The sequence below is a fragment of the Leifsonia shinshuensis genome, from assembly GCF_031456835.1.
Taxonomy (GTDB): domain Bacteria; phylum Actinomycetota; class Actinomycetes; order Actinomycetales; family Microbacteriaceae; genus Leifsonia; species Leifsonia shinshuensis_C.
The window spans coordinates 537,972-554,596 of record NZ_JAVDVK010000001.1; the positions used below are offsets into that span (position 1 = coordinate 537,972).

The window sequence follows — 16,625 nt, forward strand, 5'->3', positions numbered from 1 at the left end:
GGATCGACGGCGACCCGGCACTGAACCCTGGATGCTCGAATGCTCGAAACCCTCCTCCTCCATCCCGCCCTCGACAGCTCCTGGATCAACTTCGACGTCAACGCGCTCGTCCAGAACTTCTGGAGCGCCACGTTCGACGGGCTCACCTTCGGCGCTGTCTACGGCCTCATCGCCGTCGGCTACACGCTGGTCTACGGTGTGCTGAACCTGATCAACTTCGCCCACTCCGAGGTCTTCATCGTCGGCGCCTACGGCGTCGTGATCACCCTCACCTCGCTCGGCTTCGGTCCGAGCGCCCCCAACCTCAGCCCCGCGGCGATCATCGGCGACCTGATACTCGCCCTCCTCGTCGGCATGCTCGCCTCGGGCGTCACCGCGTGGGTGCTCGAACGCGTGGCCTACCGGCCGCTGCGAAGGCGGAACGCGCCACGCCTGGTGTTCCTCATCACCGCGATCGGCGCGTCGTTCACGATCCAGTACCTGATCTTCCTGATCCGGGGCGCGAACGCGGAGCCGGCGGTGACCATGTTCATCCCGCAGCCGATCTTCGACGTGTTCGGCACCATCGTGAACAGCCAGCAGCTGATCATCGTCATCGCCTCGGTGGTGCTGATGGTCGCGACCGACTGGTTCATCCGCCGCACCCGCACCGGTCGCGGCATCCGCGCCGTCGCGCAGGACCCCGACACCGCGACCCTGATGGGCGTGAACAAGGAGCGGATCATCCAGATCACGTTCATCACCGGCGGCATCCTCGCCGGTGCGGCCGCACTGTTCTACGTGATGCTGGTGCCCTCCGGCGTCATCTACAACGGCGGCTTCGTACTCGGCGTCAAGGCCTTCGCCGCAGCGGTCCTCGGCGGCATCGGAAACGTCCGCGGCGCGCTGCTCGGCGGCCTGCTGCTGGGCGTCATCGGCAACTACGGCCAGATCCTCCTCGGCGACTCGCAGTGGACCGACGTCGTGGCCTTCGTGGTCCTCGTCCTGGTGCTGCTGGTCAAGCCGAGCGGCATCCTCGGCACCTCGCTCGGAAGGAGCCGCGCATGAGCATGACAGAAGGACCCCGGGTTCTGCCCGACGGTCGTGAGGAGCAGGCGGTCGACGCCTTCGAGGCGGCGCGCGCCAAGCGCAGCAACGGCCCGTTCGCTCAGCTCCGCGACCGTTGGAACAACCTGCCCCGCCCCGTGCAGTGGGCCTGGCTGCTCATCGTGGTGGCCATCGCCTACGCGCTCCCGTACCTGAACTTCTTCCCGCTGACCACGGCCCCGGGCAACGACTGGGCGCTGGCCTGCTTCTCGATGGCGGTCTACGCGCTCATCGCGATCGGCCTGAACGTCGTGGTCGGCTACGCGGGTCTGCTCGACCTCGGGTACGTCGCCTTCTTCGCCGTCGGGTCGTACACCGCGGCGATGCTGACCAGCCCGGACTCGCCGTTCGTGAAGATCCCGTACCTGTGGACCATCCCGGTCGCCATCGCCGTGACGATGACCTTCGGCATCATCCTGGGCGTCCCGACGCTCCGTCTGCGCGGCGACTACCTGGCCATCGTGACGCTCGGCTTCGGTGAGATCGTCCGCATCCTCGCGACGATCATCCCGGCGATGAAGGGCCAGGTCGGATTCCAGAACGTCGGGCACCCGCCGGGGGAGAACGCCGACGGCATCCCGATCTTCTCCAACTCCAACGGCGTGCCGTGGTACTGGCTGACGATCACCGTCATCATCGTGATCCTGCTGCTGGTCGGCAACCTGGAGCGCAGCCGAGTCGGGCGCGCCTGGGTGGCCATCCGCGAGGACGAGGACGCCGCGGAGATCATGGGCGTCCCGACCTTCAAGTACAAGGTGTGGGCGTTCGCCATCGGCGCCGGTGTCGGCGGCCTCTCCGGCGCGCTGTTCGCCGGCCAGGTGGGCTTCGTCAACAACCAGAAGTTCGACGTGCAGACGTCGATCCTGTTCCTCGCCGCCGTCGTGCTCGGCGGCGCGGGCAACAAGGTCGGCGCGATGCTCGGCGGTGCGATCGTGGCGTACATCCCGCTGCGGTTCACCGTCATCGCGGACTACAAGTACCTGATCTTCGGCATCGCGCTCGTGCTGATCATGATCTTCCGCTCGCAGGGCCTGTTCCCGGCGCGGCAGAAGCTGCTCGCGTACGGGAGGCACGCCTACCGCCGGGTGGCGGAGGCGGCGAAGGGGCGGCCCGGGACGCCGACGGCGGCGACGCCGGTGGTCGACCAGGGCTCGCTCGACGGAGACGGCGCGAAGGGAGGCGCACGATGACGGACGCACGCAACACGGTGCCGGAGGGTGAGCCCGCCCTCGGCGTCAACGAGGAGGAGCTGGAGGCCGCAGGCATCGACCTGGAGGTCGCGGAGGCCGCAGCCCCGGATCGCGAGATCGCGGTCGAGGTGGGCGAGAACATCGTCGAGGTGCGCAACCTGACGGTCAAGTTCGGCGGTCTGACCGCCCTCGACGACGTCACGTTCGACATCCGCCGCGGCGAGATCCTCGGCCTGATCGGCCCGAACGGCGCAGGCAAGACGACCTGCTTCAACGCGATGACGGGCGTCTACAAGCCGACCAGCGGCGACGTGCTGCTGGAGGGCCAGACGATCAAGGGCCGCAAGCAGCACCAGATCACCCGCCTCGGCCTCTCGCGCACGTTCCAGAACATCCGCCTGTTCGGCGAGATGACGGCGCTGGAGAACGTGGTGGTCGGCCTGGATGCGCGGCACCGCACGTCGGTCCCGGGTGCGCTCCTGCGCCTCCCGCGGCACACGCGTGAGGAGAAGTCGTCCATCGAGCGCGGCATGGCGCTGCTCGAGTTCGTCGGCATCGCGGACCACGCCGGTTCGCTGTCCCGCTCGCTGCCGTACGGCTACCAGCGTCGCCTGGAGATCGCACGCGCGCTCGCCACCGACCCCAAGGTGCTCTGCCTGGACGAGCCGGCCGCCGGCTTCAACCCGGCCGAGAAGGAGGAGCTCATGGAGCTCATCCGCACCATCCGGGCCGACGGCTACACGGTGCTGCTGATCGAACACGACATGAAGCTGGTCATGGGTGTGACCGACCGGATCGTGGTGCTGGAGTTCGGGCGCAAGATCGCCGACGACACCCCCGAAGCCATCCGGAACGACCCGCGCGTGATCGCCGCCTACCTCGGGGAGCCCGAAGATGACGTTGCTTGAGCTGAAGAACATCAGCGTTTCCTACGGCCGGATCGAGGCCATCCACGACATGTCCTTCTCGGTGGAGGAGGGCGAGATCGTGAGCCTCATCGGCGCGAACGGCGCCGGCAAATCGACGACCATGAAGACGATCTCCGGCATCCTCAACCCGTCGAAGGGGTCGATCCTCTTCGACGGCGAGGACATCACCAAGATGAAGGCGCACATCCGCGTGGTCCGCGGGATCTCGCAGGCGCCGGAAGGCCGGGGCATCTTCCCCGGCATGACGGTGCTGGAGAACCTCGACATGGGCGCGTTCGGCCGGAAGGACCGCTCCAAGATGGGCGAGGACTTCGACCGCGTGTTCGCGCTGTTCCCGCGTCTCGCCGAGCGCAAGACGCAGGTCGGCGGCACGATGTCCGGCGGCGAGCAGCAGATGCTCGCCATCGGCCGCGCGCTGATGTCGAACCCGCGCCTGCTGCTCCTCGACGAGCCGTCGATGGGTCTGGCGCCGCAGTTCATCCGCCAGATCTTCTCGATCGTGACGGAGATCAACAAGCAGGGCACGACCGTTCTGCTGGTGGAGCAGAACGCCAACCAGGCGCTGGCCCGGGCGAACCGCGGCTTCGTCCTGGAGACGGGCTACATCACCCGCGCGGGCACCGGCAAGGAGCTCCTCGCCGACCCCGCCATCAAGGAGGCCTACCTCGGCGTCGCCTGACGCCTGTCCCTCCCGGCGGGTCGCCCCCCCGTCGAGTACACGAAAACTGCACGGAATCCTCCGGGATACCGTGCAGTTTTCGTGTACTCGACGGGGGAGTAGTGCGGCGCTCCGGCGCGGCGGCGGCGTGAACGTCCGGTAAATTCGCCTGCGTGTACTTGAAGAGTCTGACGCTCAAAGGCTTCAAGTCGTTCGCGCAGCCGACGACTTTCGCCTTCGAGCCGGGCGTCACCTGCGTCGTCGGGCCCAACGGGTCCGGCAAGTCGAACGTGGTCGACGCGCTCGCCTGGGTGATGGGCGAGCAGGGCGCCAAGACGCTTCGCGGCGGCAAGATGGAGGACGTCATCTTCGCCGGCACGGCCACCCGGGGTCCGCTCGGGCGGGCCGAGGTGCAGCTCACCATCGACAACTCCGACGGCGCCCTGCCGATCGAGTACTCCGAGGTGACGATCTCGCGCACCCTGTTCCGCAACGGCGGCAGCGAGTACGCGATCAACGGGCAGTCCTGCCGGCTGCTCGACGTGCAGGAGCTGCTCAGCGACTCGGGCCTCGGCCGCGAGATGCACGTCATCGTCGGGCAGGGGCAGCTGGATGCGGTGCTGCACGCCAGCCCGGAGGACCGCCGCGGCTTCATCGAGGAGGCGGCCGGCATCCTGAAGCACCGTCGCCGCAAGGAGAAGACCCTTCGCAAGCTGGAGGCCATGCAGGCCAACCTGACCCGGTTGAGCGACCTGGCCGGCGAGGTGCGCCGGCAGCTGAAGCCGCTCGGGCACCAGGCCGAGATCGCACGCGAGGCGCAGTCCATCGCCGCGGTGGTCCGGGATGCGCGGGCGCGGCTCCTCGCCGACGAGGTCGTCACCCTGCGCCGCACCCTCGACGACCACAGCCGCACGGAGTCGGAGCGGCACAGCGAGCAGATCGTGCTGCAGGAGCAGCTGGAGCAGAAGCAGCTGCGCCGCACCCGGCTGGAGCAGGCGCAGGTCGGCGACGCGGTCGACACCGCCCGGAGCACCGCCTTCGCCCTCGAGTCCGTGCAGGAGCGGCTCCGCAGCCTGTTCACCCTCGCCAACCAGCGGGTCGCCCTGCTCGGCAGCCAGGGGGATGCACCCGACTCCGGCCCCAGCGTCACCCCGCAGAACGTGCAGGACGCCCGCGACGAGGTGGAGCGGCTGCGCGGGGTGGTCGCGGAGGCGGAGGCCGCCTGGACCGCGGCGCAGGCGGCGACCCGCGACGCGCGCGCCCGCCTCGATGCGGTCGACGAGGAGATCGCCGCCCAGAGCGCCCTCGTGTCCCGCCACGACCTGGAGATCTCGAAGCTCAACGGCCAGGCGGAGGCCGCCGCCCAGCGGCTCGCCGCCGTCCGCGGCGAGGTGCTGCGGCAGCAGAACGCACTGGACGCCGCGACCGAGCGCCGCGAGCGCGCCCGCGCGGAGTTCGCCGCCCGTGAGGCGGAGGCGGCGACCGCCGACGTGGGCGAGGGCGACCTCGACGAAGCGTACGAGCTGGCCCAGGCGACCGTGTTCGAGGCGGAGGGCGAGATCGAGCGGCTGCGCGAGGAGCTGCACACGCTGGAGCGCGAACGCGACGCCCTCGCTGCCCGCACGAGCGCCCTCTCGCTCGCCCTCGACCAGAAGGACGGCTCCGCCGCGCTGGTCTCCGCCCGGCTGCCGGGAGTCCGCGGGCTCGTCGCCGAGCACGTCCGCGTGCATCCCGGCTTCGAGGCGGCCATCGCAGCGGCCCTCGGCACCTTGGCCGACGCCGTGCTCGCCGACGACCGCGGCGCCGCCCGGTCCGCGGTCGCGCACGCGGCCGCCGACGACCTGGGACGCGTCGAGGTGGTCGTCGCGGACGCCCCCGCCGCTTCCGTCGACCTGTCCGGGATCAGCGGCGTCGTCCCCGCGACCAGCGTGGTGGACGCGCCCGAGGGCGTGCGCGGCATCCTGGCCTTCACCGCTGTGGCGGACGACCTCGAGGCGGCCCAGAACGCCTTCGAGTCGTTCCGCACCCGGTCGCTCGGCGGACCCGTGACCATCATCACGAAGAGCGGGGATGTGCTCACCGAGCATGTCCTCCGCGGCGGCTCCGGCGCGAAGCAGAGCCGCATCGAGCTGATCGCAGACCGGGATGCCGCCCAGGAGCGCCTGACCGAGGTCACCTCGCTCAGCGACCGCGCGAAGTTCGCCCTCGCGGAGCAGCGCGGAGTGCTGCAGGTCGCCAAGGAGCAGTCGCAGGCGGCTCTCGCGACTCTGCGGGAGTTCGACGCGAAGCTAGCGGCCCGCACCGAGCAGTTGAACCGGCTGAAGGTGCAGCTGGAGGCGTCGCAGGCCGAGTTCGATCGGCTCAGCCGGGCGCTGGAGCAGGCCGGCGAGCGGGTGGCAGAGGCGGAGCAGGCGGCAGACAAGGCGAAGGCCGAGTTGGAGGCGGCGCGCTCCCGTCCGCGCCCCATCCTCGACGTCAGCGCCCGGGACGCGCTCGCGACCGAGCTCGACGCCGCCCGCGAGGCGGAGGTGGAGGCGCGCCTGTCGGTCGAGACGGCCAAGGAGCGCGTGCGTGCCGAGCAGGCACGCGGCGAGGCGCTGGCGCGTCGCCTGGAGGCGGAACGGGCCGCCGCGGAGGAGGCGGCACGGCGGGCCGTGATCCGCCGCCGCCAGCTGGACGCCGCGGAGAGCGTCATCTCCGCCCTCCCGGCCGTCCTGGCGTCGGTCGACCGCTCGGTGGCACAGGCGCGCCTCGAACTCGCGCAGGCCGAGGCCGAGCGCGCCAGCCAGAACGAGGAGCTCGCGACGCTGCGCCGCGACGAGAACGCCGTTCGGCAGCGCCTGCAGGCGATCACCGAGTCGGTGCACGGCCTGGAGCTGCAGATCTACGAGAAGAAGCTGCACCTCTCGAGCCTGCTCGAACGCGCGGGAAGCGAACTGGGGCTCGTGGAGGATGTGCTGGTCGCCGAGTACGGCCCGGCTGTCCCCGTGCCGGTCGACGTCGCGCGCGGCGCAGCCGCCGAGGAGGACGCCGACGGGACCGGCGACACCGCCGACGCCGACACCGAGCCCGAGACCGTCCCCTTCTCCCGCGAGCAGCAGCAGAAGCGCCTCGCGGCCGCCGAGCGGAAGCTCGCCCAGCTCGGCCGCGTGAACCCGCTCGCGCTGGAGGAGTTCGCCGCGCTGGAGCAGCGGCACAAGTTCCTCACCGAGCAGCTGACCGACCTCACGAACACCCGCAAAGACCTGCTCACGATCATCGAGGACATCGACGAGCGGATGCAGACCATCTTCGAGTCCGCGTTCGCCGACACGGAGGCGGCCTTCACGCGCGTGTTCCCGATCCTGTTCCCGGGCGGCCAGGGCAGCATCAGCCTGACCAACCCCGACGACCTGCTGACGACCGGCATCGAGGTCTCGGTGAAGCCCGCGGGCAAGAAGATCGAACGGCTGTCCCTGCTGTCCGGCGGCGAGCGGTCGCTCGCGGCGGTCGCGCTGCTCATCGCGATCTTCAAGGCCCGGCCCAGCCCGTTCTACATCATGGACGAGGTGGAGGCGGCCCTCGACGACGCGAACCTGGGCCGGCTGCTCACCATCTTCGAGGACCTGCGCGAGAGCAGCCAGCTCATCGTGATCACGCACCAGAAGCGCACGATGGAGATCGCCGACGCCCTGTACGGCGTGTCGATGCGCCAGGACGGCGTGTCGGCCGTGGTCGGCCAGCGTGTCGCCCAGGAGCGCGAGCAGGAGCAGGAACGGGCCAGCTAGCCCAGCGGCCGGCCCGGCCGAGGGCACGAGCGCAGGCTCAGAATTCGGCCGCCGCCTCCACCGCGCCCAGCTTCTCGTCCAGCCCGGCGAGTTTCTCGGCCGCACGCCGTTCGCAGTCCTCCGCCAGCGCCTCGACGCCGGCCCTGACCGCCGGCAGGCCGTCCAGCTCCGCGTGCTCCCGTAGGTGACGGGCCAGGAGGACCAGGTCGCGGTGCTCGCCCAGCGCATCCTGCAGCTCCTCCGCCGCCTCGGCGAGCCGGACGGCGTCGCCGCCCAGGTCGTCCGCCACCGCCTCCGCCGCGTACCGGAGCCGACGGGCCGCCTTGCGCGCGGCGTGCCGCTCCTCGAGGCGCTCACCCTCGACGCGCAGCACCCGGCGTGCGGCCCTGCGGAGACCCTTCCGTGCGACCCGGTGCGGATGCGCCGAGCCGTCCTCGCTCAGCGGGGGAGCGGCGGCGAACGACTGCAGGTCGGCGAGCAGCTCGCGGTGACCCCGGCTCCGGACATGCCGGAGCAGGTCGTCGAGCGCCCGCCCGTACTGGGCGCGGGCCCGGGCCGCCATCGCCTCCACCGCGTCGGCGACGGCCGGATCCGTCTGCTCGCTCAGGAGTCCTTCGAGGTCGCGGGCCCGCACATCCAGGTCGCGCACATCGCCCAGCCGGTGCCCCAGCCGCTTGAGCCGGGCGCGCATCCGGCGCTGCTCCTCCTCGTCGAACGCCTTCCGGAACACCGCGAGGATGCTGCGCAGCCGCCGGACGCGTGTGCGGGCCTGGTGCACCGCATCCTCGCCGCCGGTCTCGATCGCCACCAGCTGCTCCGCCAGCTCCGCCGAGACCTCCACGAGCGCGTACATGAGCACACCGTACATCCGCGCGGCTAGGCTGATCGTCATGGCTGACCGCACCCCCTGGTCTCTGTCGGGCGCCCTCCGCGGGCTGTTCGCGAAGAAGACCATCGACGACGACACCTGGGACGACCTCGAGACGGCGCTGATCACCGCCGACTTCGGTCCGGATGTCACCGAGGCCGTGGTCGACGACCTGCGGGCAAAGGTCGAGCGGTACCACACCACCGACCCGGCCGACCTGCAGCGGATGCTGCGGGAGACGCTCGAGGAGCGCCTGTCGAAGCTGGACACCACGCTCAAGCTGAGCGACCGTCCGGCCATCGTGCTGGTGGTCGGGGTGAACGGCGTCGGCAAGACGACGACCATCGGCAAGTTCGCCAAGTTCCTGCGCACCTACGACCGCTCCGTCGTGGTCGGCGCGGCCGACACGTTCCGCGCCGCCGCCGTCGAGCAGCTGGCGACGTGGGCGGAGCGCGCGGGCGCCGAAATCGTCCGGCCGCAGCAGCAGGGCCAGGACCCGGCGTCCGTGGCCTTCCAGACGGTCGAGAAGGCCAAGCGCGACGGCACCGAGATCGTCATCATCGACACGGCGGGGCGGCTCCAGACCAAGGGCGGCCTGATGGACGAGCTCTCCAAGATCAAGCGCGTGGTCGAGAAGCAGTCGCCGATCGCCGAGGTGCTGCTCGTCCTCGACGCGACCACCGGCCAGAACGGGCTCGCCCAGGCCGAGGCCTTCCTCGAGCACGCGGGCGTCACCGGCCTGGTGCTCACCAAGCTCGACGGCTCGGCCAAGGGCGGCTTCGTGCTCGCCGTTCAGGAGCGCACCGGGATCCCGATCAAGCTGGTCGGCCAGGGCGAGGGCATCAACGACCTCACCGGCTTCACCCCGCACGTCTTCGCGCAGCAGCTGGTCGGATAGGGGCGGCGACATGGCGATCGAGCACGACTTCTTCGGCATCATCGACGAGACCGCGAGCGGCGGCCTCGCCTGGGACGACACGGTGGAGATGGGCGACCAGGCCGTCGAGGTCGAGCTGCTGGCCGACGACGAGAGCGCCGTGCCGGAGTTCGCGGTGGATGCGGCGGCCGCGCTCATCCAGGCCCTCGAGGGCTTCGACGCCCGCGCCCGGGACGCGCTGGTCGCCGAGCTCAGTTCGCGGCAGTCGGCGACGACCAGCTACATCGACGAGCACGTCGACAAGCTGGGGGAGAGCCTCCTCGACCTGCTGGTCTACAACTCGGGCGACATCGCCATCGATGTGCTGCGCTCGCTCCAGCTGTTGAGCGTCGTGATCCAGGTGGACCACTCCGACGAGGACGAGGTCTTCGCGACGTTCGACTACTCGATCGCCCCGGACGAGTCGGATGCGCTGCTCACCGTGTCGTTCGACGTGCGCGGCGACGTGGTCTCGGTCGAGACCCAGCCGTAACGCGGCGAGGCCGCATCCCGGCCCGGTAGAATGACAGGATCATGGCTACTTTCGGCTCGCTCTCCGACCGTCTTGCGGACACCTTCAAGAACCTGCGCACCAAGGGCAAGCTGTCGCCGGCCGACGTCGACGGCACCGTGCGCGAGATCCGCCGCGCACTGCTCGACGCGGACGTCGCCCTGCCGGTGGTCAAGGACTTCACGGCGAAGGTGCGCGAGCGCGCCCTCAGCGACGAGGTCAACAAGGCCCTCAACCCGGCCCAGCAGGTCGTGCAGATCGTCAACGAGGAGCTCGTCGCCATCCTGGGCGGCCAGCAGCGCCGTCTGCAGTTCGCGAAGCGCCCGCCGACGGTGATCATGCTCGCGGGCCTCCAGGGCGCCGGAAAGACGACGCTCGCCGGAAAGCTGGGCAAGTGGCTGGTCAAGGACGGCCACACGCCGCTCCTGGTCGCCGCCGACCTCCAGCGCCCGAACGCCGTGACGCAGCTGCAGATCGTGGGCGAGCAGGCCGGTGTTCCGGTGTTCGCGCCGGAGCCCGGCAACGGGGTCGGCAACCCGGTCAAGGTGGCGAAGGATGCGCTGAAGTTCGCCGAGACCAAGCAGTACGACACGGTCGTCATCGACACCGCCGGCCGTCTGGGCGTCGACGCCGAGCTGATGAAGCAGGCGGCCGACATCCGCAAAGCGACCGACCCCGACGAGGTGCTGTTCGTCATCGACGCGATGATCGGTCAGGACGCCGTGGCGACCGCCAAGGCGTTCCAGGACGGCGTCGACTTCACCGGTGTTGTGCTCTCCAAGCTCGACGGCGACGCTCGCGGTGGTGCGGCCCTCTCGGTCGCCTCGGTGACCGGCCGCCCGATCATCTTCGCGTCGACCGGTGAGAACCTCGACGACTTCGAGCCGTTCCACCCGGACCGCATGGCGTCGCGCATCCTCGACCTCGGCGACATCCTGACCCTCATCGAGCAGGCCCAGGAGGCCTTCGACGAGGAGGAGGCGCGCAAGGTCGCCGAGAAGTTCGCGACCGACTCGTTCACGCTCGACGACTTCCTCAAGCAGATGCAGCAGCTGCGCAACATGGGCTCCATCAAGAAGATGATGGGGATGCTGCCCGGCGCCGGCCAGATGAAGCAGCAACTGGACAACTTCGACGAGCGGGAGATCGTCCGCACCGAGGCGATCATCCAGTCGATGACCAAGGCCGAGCGCACCAACCCCAAGCTGCTCAACGGTTCGCGCCGGCTGCGCATCGCGAAGGGCTCCGGCAGTACGGTCACCGAGGTGAACCAGCTGGTCACCCGGTTCGAGCAGGCGGCCAAGATGATGAAGACGGTCGCGAAGGGCGGCGTGCCGAACGTGCCCGGCATGGGCCCGATCCCCGGCGCGTCCTACGCCGGCCGCAAGCAGCAGAAGAACAAGAAGAAGAGCGGTTCGCGTTCGGGCAACCCGGCGAAGCGCGCGGCGGAGAACGCCGCCCTCGCGGCCGGCGTCAAGCCCGGCGCCGGCGCTCAGGCGGGCGGCAGCGGCTTCGGCCTCGGCGGGGGAGCAGCAACTCCCCAGGGCGGACCCTCGGAGGAGGAGATGGCCGCGCTGCAGAAGTTCCTCGGCCGCTGACTCCCGGCGCCCGGGCCGCCTCGCGCGCGCCCGCCGGGGTGGTGCTCGTCGCCGTCAGAGGGCGAGGTTGAGCGGACGCAGCTTCGACTCGATCGTCTGCGCCACGATCTTCTGACCCGCCGCGTTCGGGTGGATGCCGTCCGCCTGGAGCAGCTGCGGGTGCCCGACGAGCGGGAAGCCGATGTCGAGCCAGGTGCCGTCGACGTCGCGCACGGCGTCGCCCACGATCTCGTCGACGTGCGTCATGGTGGCCGGCGGCTGGTCCGATCCCCAGACGCCCGTGATGCCGATGATGGTGGCGTGCGGGAAACGCTCCCGCAGCTCGCGCAGCATCCGGTCGGCGTTGGCCGTCACGGCCGCGGGATCCTGCTCGCGGTCGTTGCGGGTGGCGGCGAGGAGGATGACCTGCGGCTGCAGGCGCAGCGCCGCGTCGACCTGCTGCCGGTACGTGGTCCCGTTCCAGCCGGGCTTCACGAACCCGGAGCCCGAGACGGCGAGGTCGGTGAGCTTCCAGCCGTGCGCGGCGGACACGAGGGCGGGCCACGCCTGATCGGGCGCGACGCCCTTGCCGAAGGCGATCGAATCGCCGATCGCGACCGCGTCGACGGTCCCCGTCGTCCCCTGGCGAGCGCCCGTCCCGGCTGCAGCGACGGCGGTGGGCCGAGTGCCCTGCGCCGGCTGCACCTGGCCCGCCACCGGCCGCACCGACGGGAGTGCCGAGCATCCCGCGAGGGCCAGCAGCGCTGCGGTCACCGCAGCGGGCGCGACGAGGGCGAGGCGGGTGCGGAGGCGGCGTCGGGTATGGATGCGCACGGGTGCGAGGCTAGACGGTGGAAGCTGCGAACCAGCTGTGACTCGCTTCACGGCGTGTCGGCACGGTGGTAACTCTCTGCGGGATCGAGCGCCTCAGCGGCGATCACCGCGGGAAGGTCTGCGCGGCGATGCTGTTCGCGATCGTCGTGGCGAGCATCCGCTGACCGGCGACGGTGGGATGCACGTGGTCCGCGAGGACCAGCTCGTCGCGGCCGCTGAACGGCTGGCCCAGCGAGACCCAGGACCCCCCGACGTCGAGCACGGCGTCGCGGACGGTCGCCGAGATGACCGCCACCTGCGCGGGCGCTGGCTCCGAGCCCCATAGCGCGCTGACGCCGATGATCCGGGCGTCCGGAAGAGCGGTGCGCAGCCGGCGCAGGGCCGCCGTGGCATCCGCCTTGAGGGTGCTCGTGGGCGCGAAGAGGTCGTTCCGCGTCGCGCCCACCAGGACGACGTCGGGGTGGACGCGGATGGCGGCGCTGACCTGGTCGTCGAACGTGTGCGTGTTGAGCCCGGGCACGGTGAACCCCGCTGCGCTCTCGCCGAAGTCGCTCAGCGTCCAGCCGAACCGCTGCGCCACCAGCAGCGGCCACGCATCCTCGGCGGGGACGCCGTTGCCGATCGCGATCGAGTCGCCGATCGCCGCGGCGATCACCGGGCGCGGCGTGGACGTCGGGCTGGGTACGGGGACGGGCTCCGCCGTCGGCGCGGCCTGGGTCGCGGCCATGCAGCCGACGAGCGACACGCCCAGGAGGGCGGCGGCCAGGAGCGCGGCGACAGAGGCCAGGGGTGAGCGTCGGGTCGTCACGTGATCAACGATAGGAGAAGCTGCCTGGGCGGAAGCTCACGCCCCGAGCCTGGTCTCGACGACGGCCGCGATCGCCTGCTGCTCGGGAAGGGTCGGGTGCTCGCCGTCGTCCTGCACCAGCCCCGCACCGTCGCGGTACGGCTGGCCGAGGTCGAGCCAGGTGCCGCCGACGCCCTCCACCGCCTTCTGGAGAGCGTCGTCGAAGGGGGCGAGCTCGTCGTCGCCGGCCTCGCCGGAGAGGGCGTTGAACCCGACGATGTGGGCATCCGGGAGAGACGAGTGGAGGCGCGCGACCTGCTTCTCCATCGCGGCCGCGACCTCGGAGACATCGGTTCCGAGGTCGTTGTCGGAGGCGCCGATCAGCACCAGTTCGGCGTCGGAGGCGATGGCCGTGTCGACCTGGGCGGAGAAGTCCGCACCGTTGGACCCCTGCGCCACGAATCCCGCTCCGGGCACGCTGAGGTTGTCGAGCCGCCAGCCCCGGTCCGCCGCGACGAGGGCGGGCCAGGCCTCCTCCGGCTCGAGCCCGAGACCGGACTCGATCGAGTCGCCGATCACCGCGACCCGCGTGGCCGACGCGGTGGTCGTGCGTCCGGTGACCAGGCCCGCACCGCTGTTCGCACTCGCGCAGCCCGAGAGCGCGCTGAGCGCCACCAGAGCGGCGGTCAGGGCCGTCGCGGCGGTCGCGAGGGGGCGTCGGGCGAGCATGCACAAACCGTACGCGCGCATCCTATGGATGGGCTCTGGCCGCCATGAGCAGGAGCCGTACGGTCAGCGGCCGAGCCCGCTGCGCAGCTCGTGCGTGAGCGAGCTCACCACGGCCTGCAGGCTGCCGCCGTTCGCCTCCGCGACGGCCAACTGACGCTGGTAGCTGCCGCCGGTGTCGAGGATCGTGAGCACGGTCGCCAGCTCGTCCGTGCATCCCAGCCGCTCGGCCTCCGGCTGGAGCTCGTCGACCAGCTCGCGCAGGGAGTCGGACACGAGCCGCTCGCTGCCGTCCGGCGCCACCATGATCTCCGCATCCAGCCCGTACCGTGCCGCGCGCCACTTGTTCTCGCGCACGAACCACGGCTGCAGCGTCACCGGTTCGACGCCCTGCTCCAGCTGGCCGGACATCCGGTCGGTGAGGCAGTGGATCAGCGCCGAGACGGCACCCACCTCGTCCGCCGTCGACAGTCCGTCGCAGGCGCGCATCTCCACCGTTCCCCACTTGGGCGACGGACGGATGTCCCAGCGCACCTCCGAGTGGTCCTCCACCACCCCCGTGGTCACGAGGTCCTGCACGTACTCCTCGTAGTTCGCCCACGTGCCGAACTGCCAGGGCAGCCCCGCGGTCGGGAGCTGCTGGAACATCAGCGCACGGTTGGAGGCGTACCCGGTCCGTGCTCCCGCCCAGAACGGGCTGGAGGCGCTGAGGGCCTGCAGGTGCGGGTAATAGGTGAGCAGCCCGTTCACGATCGGCAGCGCCTTGTCGACCGAGTCGATGCCGACGTGGACGTGCACGCCCCAGATCATCATCTGCCGGCCCCACCACTGCGTACGGTCCAGCAGCCGGTCGTAGCGCTCGTTCGGCGTCACCTTCTGGTCGAACCACTGGGCGAAGGGATGCGTCCCCGCGCACATCAGCTCGACGCCGAGCGGGTCGGTCACCCCCCGGACCAGCCCGATCAGCTCCTGCAGGTCGGCGATCGCCGCCGGCACGGTGTTGTGGACGCGGCTGACCAGCTCGACGGTGTTCAGCAGCAGCTCGTGCGTGATCTGCGGATGCTCGCGGCCGTCCGGCGTCCCCAGCTCCCGGAGCACCTCGTCGGCGAGCTGGACCAGGTCGCCGGTGGACGCATCCACGAGCGCGAGCTCCCACTCGATGCCGACAGTGGAGCGCTCGGACTCCGAGAATTCGATCTGCATGCGGTCGTCCCGTCCGTCCGATTGTTCAAAGCAGCGCAGTATCTGACAGAATAGCTAGTTGAGTTCGACGTGCCCGACCCTCTATCCGGCGCGTGGGACGAACATTAGACCTCCTGCCGAGTGTGCCCCCACGCCCACGGCAGTCAGTTCGACACAACTCATCCACTCACACAGGAGAATCGTGGCCGTCAAAATCCGTCTGAAGCGCCTGGGCAAGATCCGCGCTCCGTACTACCGCATCGTCGTCGCCGACTCGCGCACCAAGCGCGATGGTCGTGTGATCGAGGAGATCGGTCTGTACCACCCGACCGAGGAGCCCTCGCGCATCGAGGTCGACTCCGACCGCGCTCAGTACTGGCTCGGCGTCGGCGCCCAGCCGACCGAGCAGGTCCTCGCCCTGCTGAAGCTGACCGGCGACTGGGGTCGCTACAAGGGTGACAAGAACGCCGTGAGCACCGTCAAGGTCGCCGAGGGCAAGGCCGAGTTCGTCGCCGACGACAAGAAGAAGCCGGTCCTCAAGCCCAAGGCCGACAAGGCCGCCGACGTCACCGCCGAGGCGGAGGCCGTCGTCGAGGCCGAGGTCGAGCGCGAGGAGGCCGCCGAGGCCAACGTCGTCGCCGAGGCCGAGGCGATCGCCGACGACGCGTCCGACGAGAAGGCCTGACGTCTTGCTCGCACCCGCGCTCACGCACCTGGTCAAGGGGATCGTCGATCACCCTGACGACGTCCACGTCGTGGCCAAGAGCTCCCCGCGTGGCGAGGTCCTCGAGATTCGCGTGAATCCCGAGGACCTCGGCCGGGTGATCGGCCGCTCCGGCCGCACGGCGAAGGCCCTCCGCACGCTCGTGGCCGCGCTGGCCGATGGCCGGCGCGTCCGTGTCGACGTCGTCGACGACTGAGGTGGCCGACCACAAACTGCCCCGCAAGGAGGTCGCCCCCCGGCCCGGTCAGACCGAGCTGCGGGTCGGGCGCCTGACCAAGGCGCACGGCCTCAAGGGCGCGCTCAAGCTGGAACTGTTCACGGACGAGCCGGAGAAGCGGTTCGTCCCGGGCGCGGTGTTCACCCTGCAGGTGCCCACCGCCTCCAAGTGGCACGGCAAGACTCTGGAGCTCCGCGAGCTCCGCTGGTACAACGGCCACCCGGTCGGATTCTTCGAGGGGGTCGACGACCGCACCGAGGCCGAGACCCTCGTCAAGGCGATCCTGTGGGTCAGCCAGGACGTGAAGGAGCTGCCCGAGGAGGAGGACGCCTGGTACGACCACCAGCTGGTCGGGCTCGACGCGGTCCGCGACGGCGTCACGGTGGGACGCGTCGCCCGCGTCGATCACCTGCCGGCGCAGGATCTGCTGGCCGTGGCCACCGCCGATGGCGAGGTCCTGGTGCCGTTCGTCAAGGCGATCGTGCCGGAGGTCGACCTCGCTGCGGGGACCGTCACGCTGACGCCTCCGGCGGGCCTGTTCGAGGATCTGCCGGACGACGAGCCGGAGCCGGACGCGGAGGCGGAGCCGGAGGCCGATGCGGAATCGGAGTCCGACGCCGAGACGACCGAGACGTCCTCCGACGAGGACTGAC

General features: G+C 70.6%; 16 protein-coding genes. 11 read left to right on the forward strand and 5 right to left on the reverse strand.

The genetic code is table 11. The features are described 5' to 3' along the window. Nucleotides 1-39: 39 nt before the first annotated feature. The 5 genes from J2W45_RS02700 (at nt 40) to smc (ending at nt 7,630) form a co-directional block, all read left to right on the forward strand. Nucleotides 40-1,047, forward strand: a complete 1,008-nt coding sequence (locus J2W45_RS02700) for a branched-chain amino acid ABC transporter permease (RefSeq protein WP_310128807.1) — start codon at nt 40-42, stop codon at nt 1,045-1,047. Then, the gene (locus J2W45_RS02705; protein WP_310128809.1) at nt 1,044-2,276 is read left to right on the forward strand and encodes a branched-chain amino acid ABC transporter permease; all 1,233 of its coding nucleotides are present in this window, start codon (nt 1,044-1,046) and stop codon (nt 2,274-2,276) included. Before J2W45_RS02700 ends, J2W45_RS02705 begins: the two co-directional genes overlap by 4 nt. Continuing rightward, on the forward strand, nt 2,273-3,184 hold the full coding sequence (locus J2W45_RS02710) for an ABC transporter ATP-binding protein (RefSeq protein WP_310128811.1): 912 nt from the start codon (nt 2,273-2,275) through the stop codon (nt 3,182-3,184). The genes J2W45_RS02705 and J2W45_RS02710 overlap by 4 nt, the downstream gene beginning before the upstream one ends. Next, entirely contained in the window at nt 3,171-3,884 is a 714-nt protein-coding gene (locus tag J2W45_RS02715) for an ABC transporter ATP-binding protein (RefSeq protein ID WP_310128813.1), read from the forward strand. The genes J2W45_RS02710 and J2W45_RS02715 overlap by 14 nt, the downstream gene beginning before the upstream one ends. Nucleotides 3,885-4,036: 152 nt before the next feature. Continuing rightward, on the forward strand, nt 4,037-7,630 hold the full coding sequence (smc, locus tag J2W45_RS02720; protein WP_310128815.1) for a chromosome segregation protein SMC: 3,594 nt from the start codon (nt 4,037-4,039) through the stop codon (nt 7,628-7,630). 37 nt (nt 7,631-7,667) lie between these two features. Here smc and J2W45_RS02725 read toward each other — a convergent pair whose 3' ends face one another. Beyond that, entirely contained in the window at nt 7,668-8,522 is an 855-nt protein-coding gene (locus J2W45_RS02725; RefSeq protein ID WP_310128816.1) for a CHAD domain-containing protein, read from the reverse strand. Between J2W45_RS02725 and ftsY the strand changes: the two genes are divergently transcribed. The 3 genes from ftsY to ffh are packed head-to-tail and all read left to right on the forward strand — an operon-like array spanning nt 8,521 to nt 11,523. Continuing rightward, nucleotides 8,521-9,396, forward strand: a complete 876-nt coding sequence (ftsY, locus tag J2W45_RS02730) for a signal recognition particle-docking protein FtsY (protein ID WP_310128818.1) — start codon at nt 8,521-8,523, stop codon at nt 9,394-9,396. The two genes, J2W45_RS02725 and ftsY, sit on opposite strands and share 2 nt — an antisense overlap. A 10-nt stretch (nt 9,397-9,406) precedes the next feature. Beyond that, on the forward strand, nt 9,407-9,907 hold the full coding sequence (locus J2W45_RS02735) for a DUF2004 domain-containing protein (RefSeq protein WP_310128820.1): 501 nt from the start codon (nt 9,407-9,409) through the stop codon (nt 9,905-9,907). 41 nt (nt 9,908-9,948) lie between these two features. Next, entirely contained in the window at nt 9,949-11,523 is a 1,575-nt protein-coding gene (ffh, locus tag J2W45_RS02740) for a signal recognition particle protein (protein ID WP_310128822.1), read from the forward strand. A 54-nt stretch (nt 11,524-11,577) separates the two neighbouring features. Here ffh and J2W45_RS02745 read toward each other — a convergent pair whose 3' ends face one another. The 4 genes from J2W45_RS02745 to J2W45_RS02760 form a co-directional block, all read right to left on the reverse strand. Beyond that, nucleotides 11,578-12,336 (reverse strand): SGNH/GDSL hydrolase family protein, encoded by a 759-nt coding sequence (locus tag J2W45_RS02745; RefSeq protein ID WP_310128825.1) that lies wholly within the window; start codon nt 12,334-12,336, stop codon nt 11,578-11,580. Between the two features lie 103 nt (nt 12,337-12,439). Then, entirely contained in the window at nt 12,440-13,144 is a 705-nt protein-coding gene (locus tag J2W45_RS02750) for an SGNH/GDSL hydrolase family protein (RefSeq protein ID WP_310128827.1), read from the reverse strand. A 36-nt stretch (nt 13,145-13,180) separates the two neighbouring features. Further along, nucleotides 13,181-13,852: an SGNH/GDSL hydrolase family protein gene (locus J2W45_RS02755; RefSeq protein WP_310128829.1), complete on the reverse strand. Its 672-nt coding sequence runs from the start codon at nt 13,850-13,852 to the stop codon at nt 13,181-13,183. A gap of 63 nt (nt 13,853-13,915) precedes the next feature. Continuing rightward, complete coding sequence (locus J2W45_RS02760) at nt 13,916-15,052, reverse strand: glutamate--cysteine ligase (RefSeq protein WP_310128830.1); 1,137 nt, start codon at nt 15,050-15,052, stop codon at nt 13,916-13,918. Between the two features lie 181 nt (nt 15,053-15,233). On the opposite strand from J2W45_RS02760, the gene rpsP reads away from it, so the two are divergent. Genes rpsP through rimM form a run of 3 tightly spaced genes read left to right on the forward strand, consistent with a single transcriptional unit; the run spans nt 15,234 to nt 16,624 of the window. After that, nucleotides 15,234-15,716: a 30S ribosomal protein S16 gene (gene rpsP / locus J2W45_RS02765; protein ID WP_310128832.1), complete on the forward strand. Its 483-nt coding sequence runs from the start codon at nt 15,234-15,236 to the stop codon at nt 15,714-15,716. Between the two features lie 4 nt (nt 15,717-15,720). Next, a complete protein-coding gene (locus J2W45_RS02770; protein ID WP_090042196.1) occupies nt 15,721-15,951 on the forward strand; it encodes an RNA-binding protein in 231 nt (76 codons plus the stop codon). Beyond that, nucleotides 15,914-16,624 (forward strand): ribosome maturation factor RimM, encoded by a 711-nt coding sequence (rimM, locus tag J2W45_RS02775; RefSeq protein ID WP_310128835.1) that lies wholly within the window; start codon nt 15,914-15,916, stop codon nt 16,622-16,624. The genes J2W45_RS02770 and rimM overlap by 38 nt, the downstream gene beginning before the upstream one ends. Nucleotide 16,625: the final 1 nt, after the last annotated feature.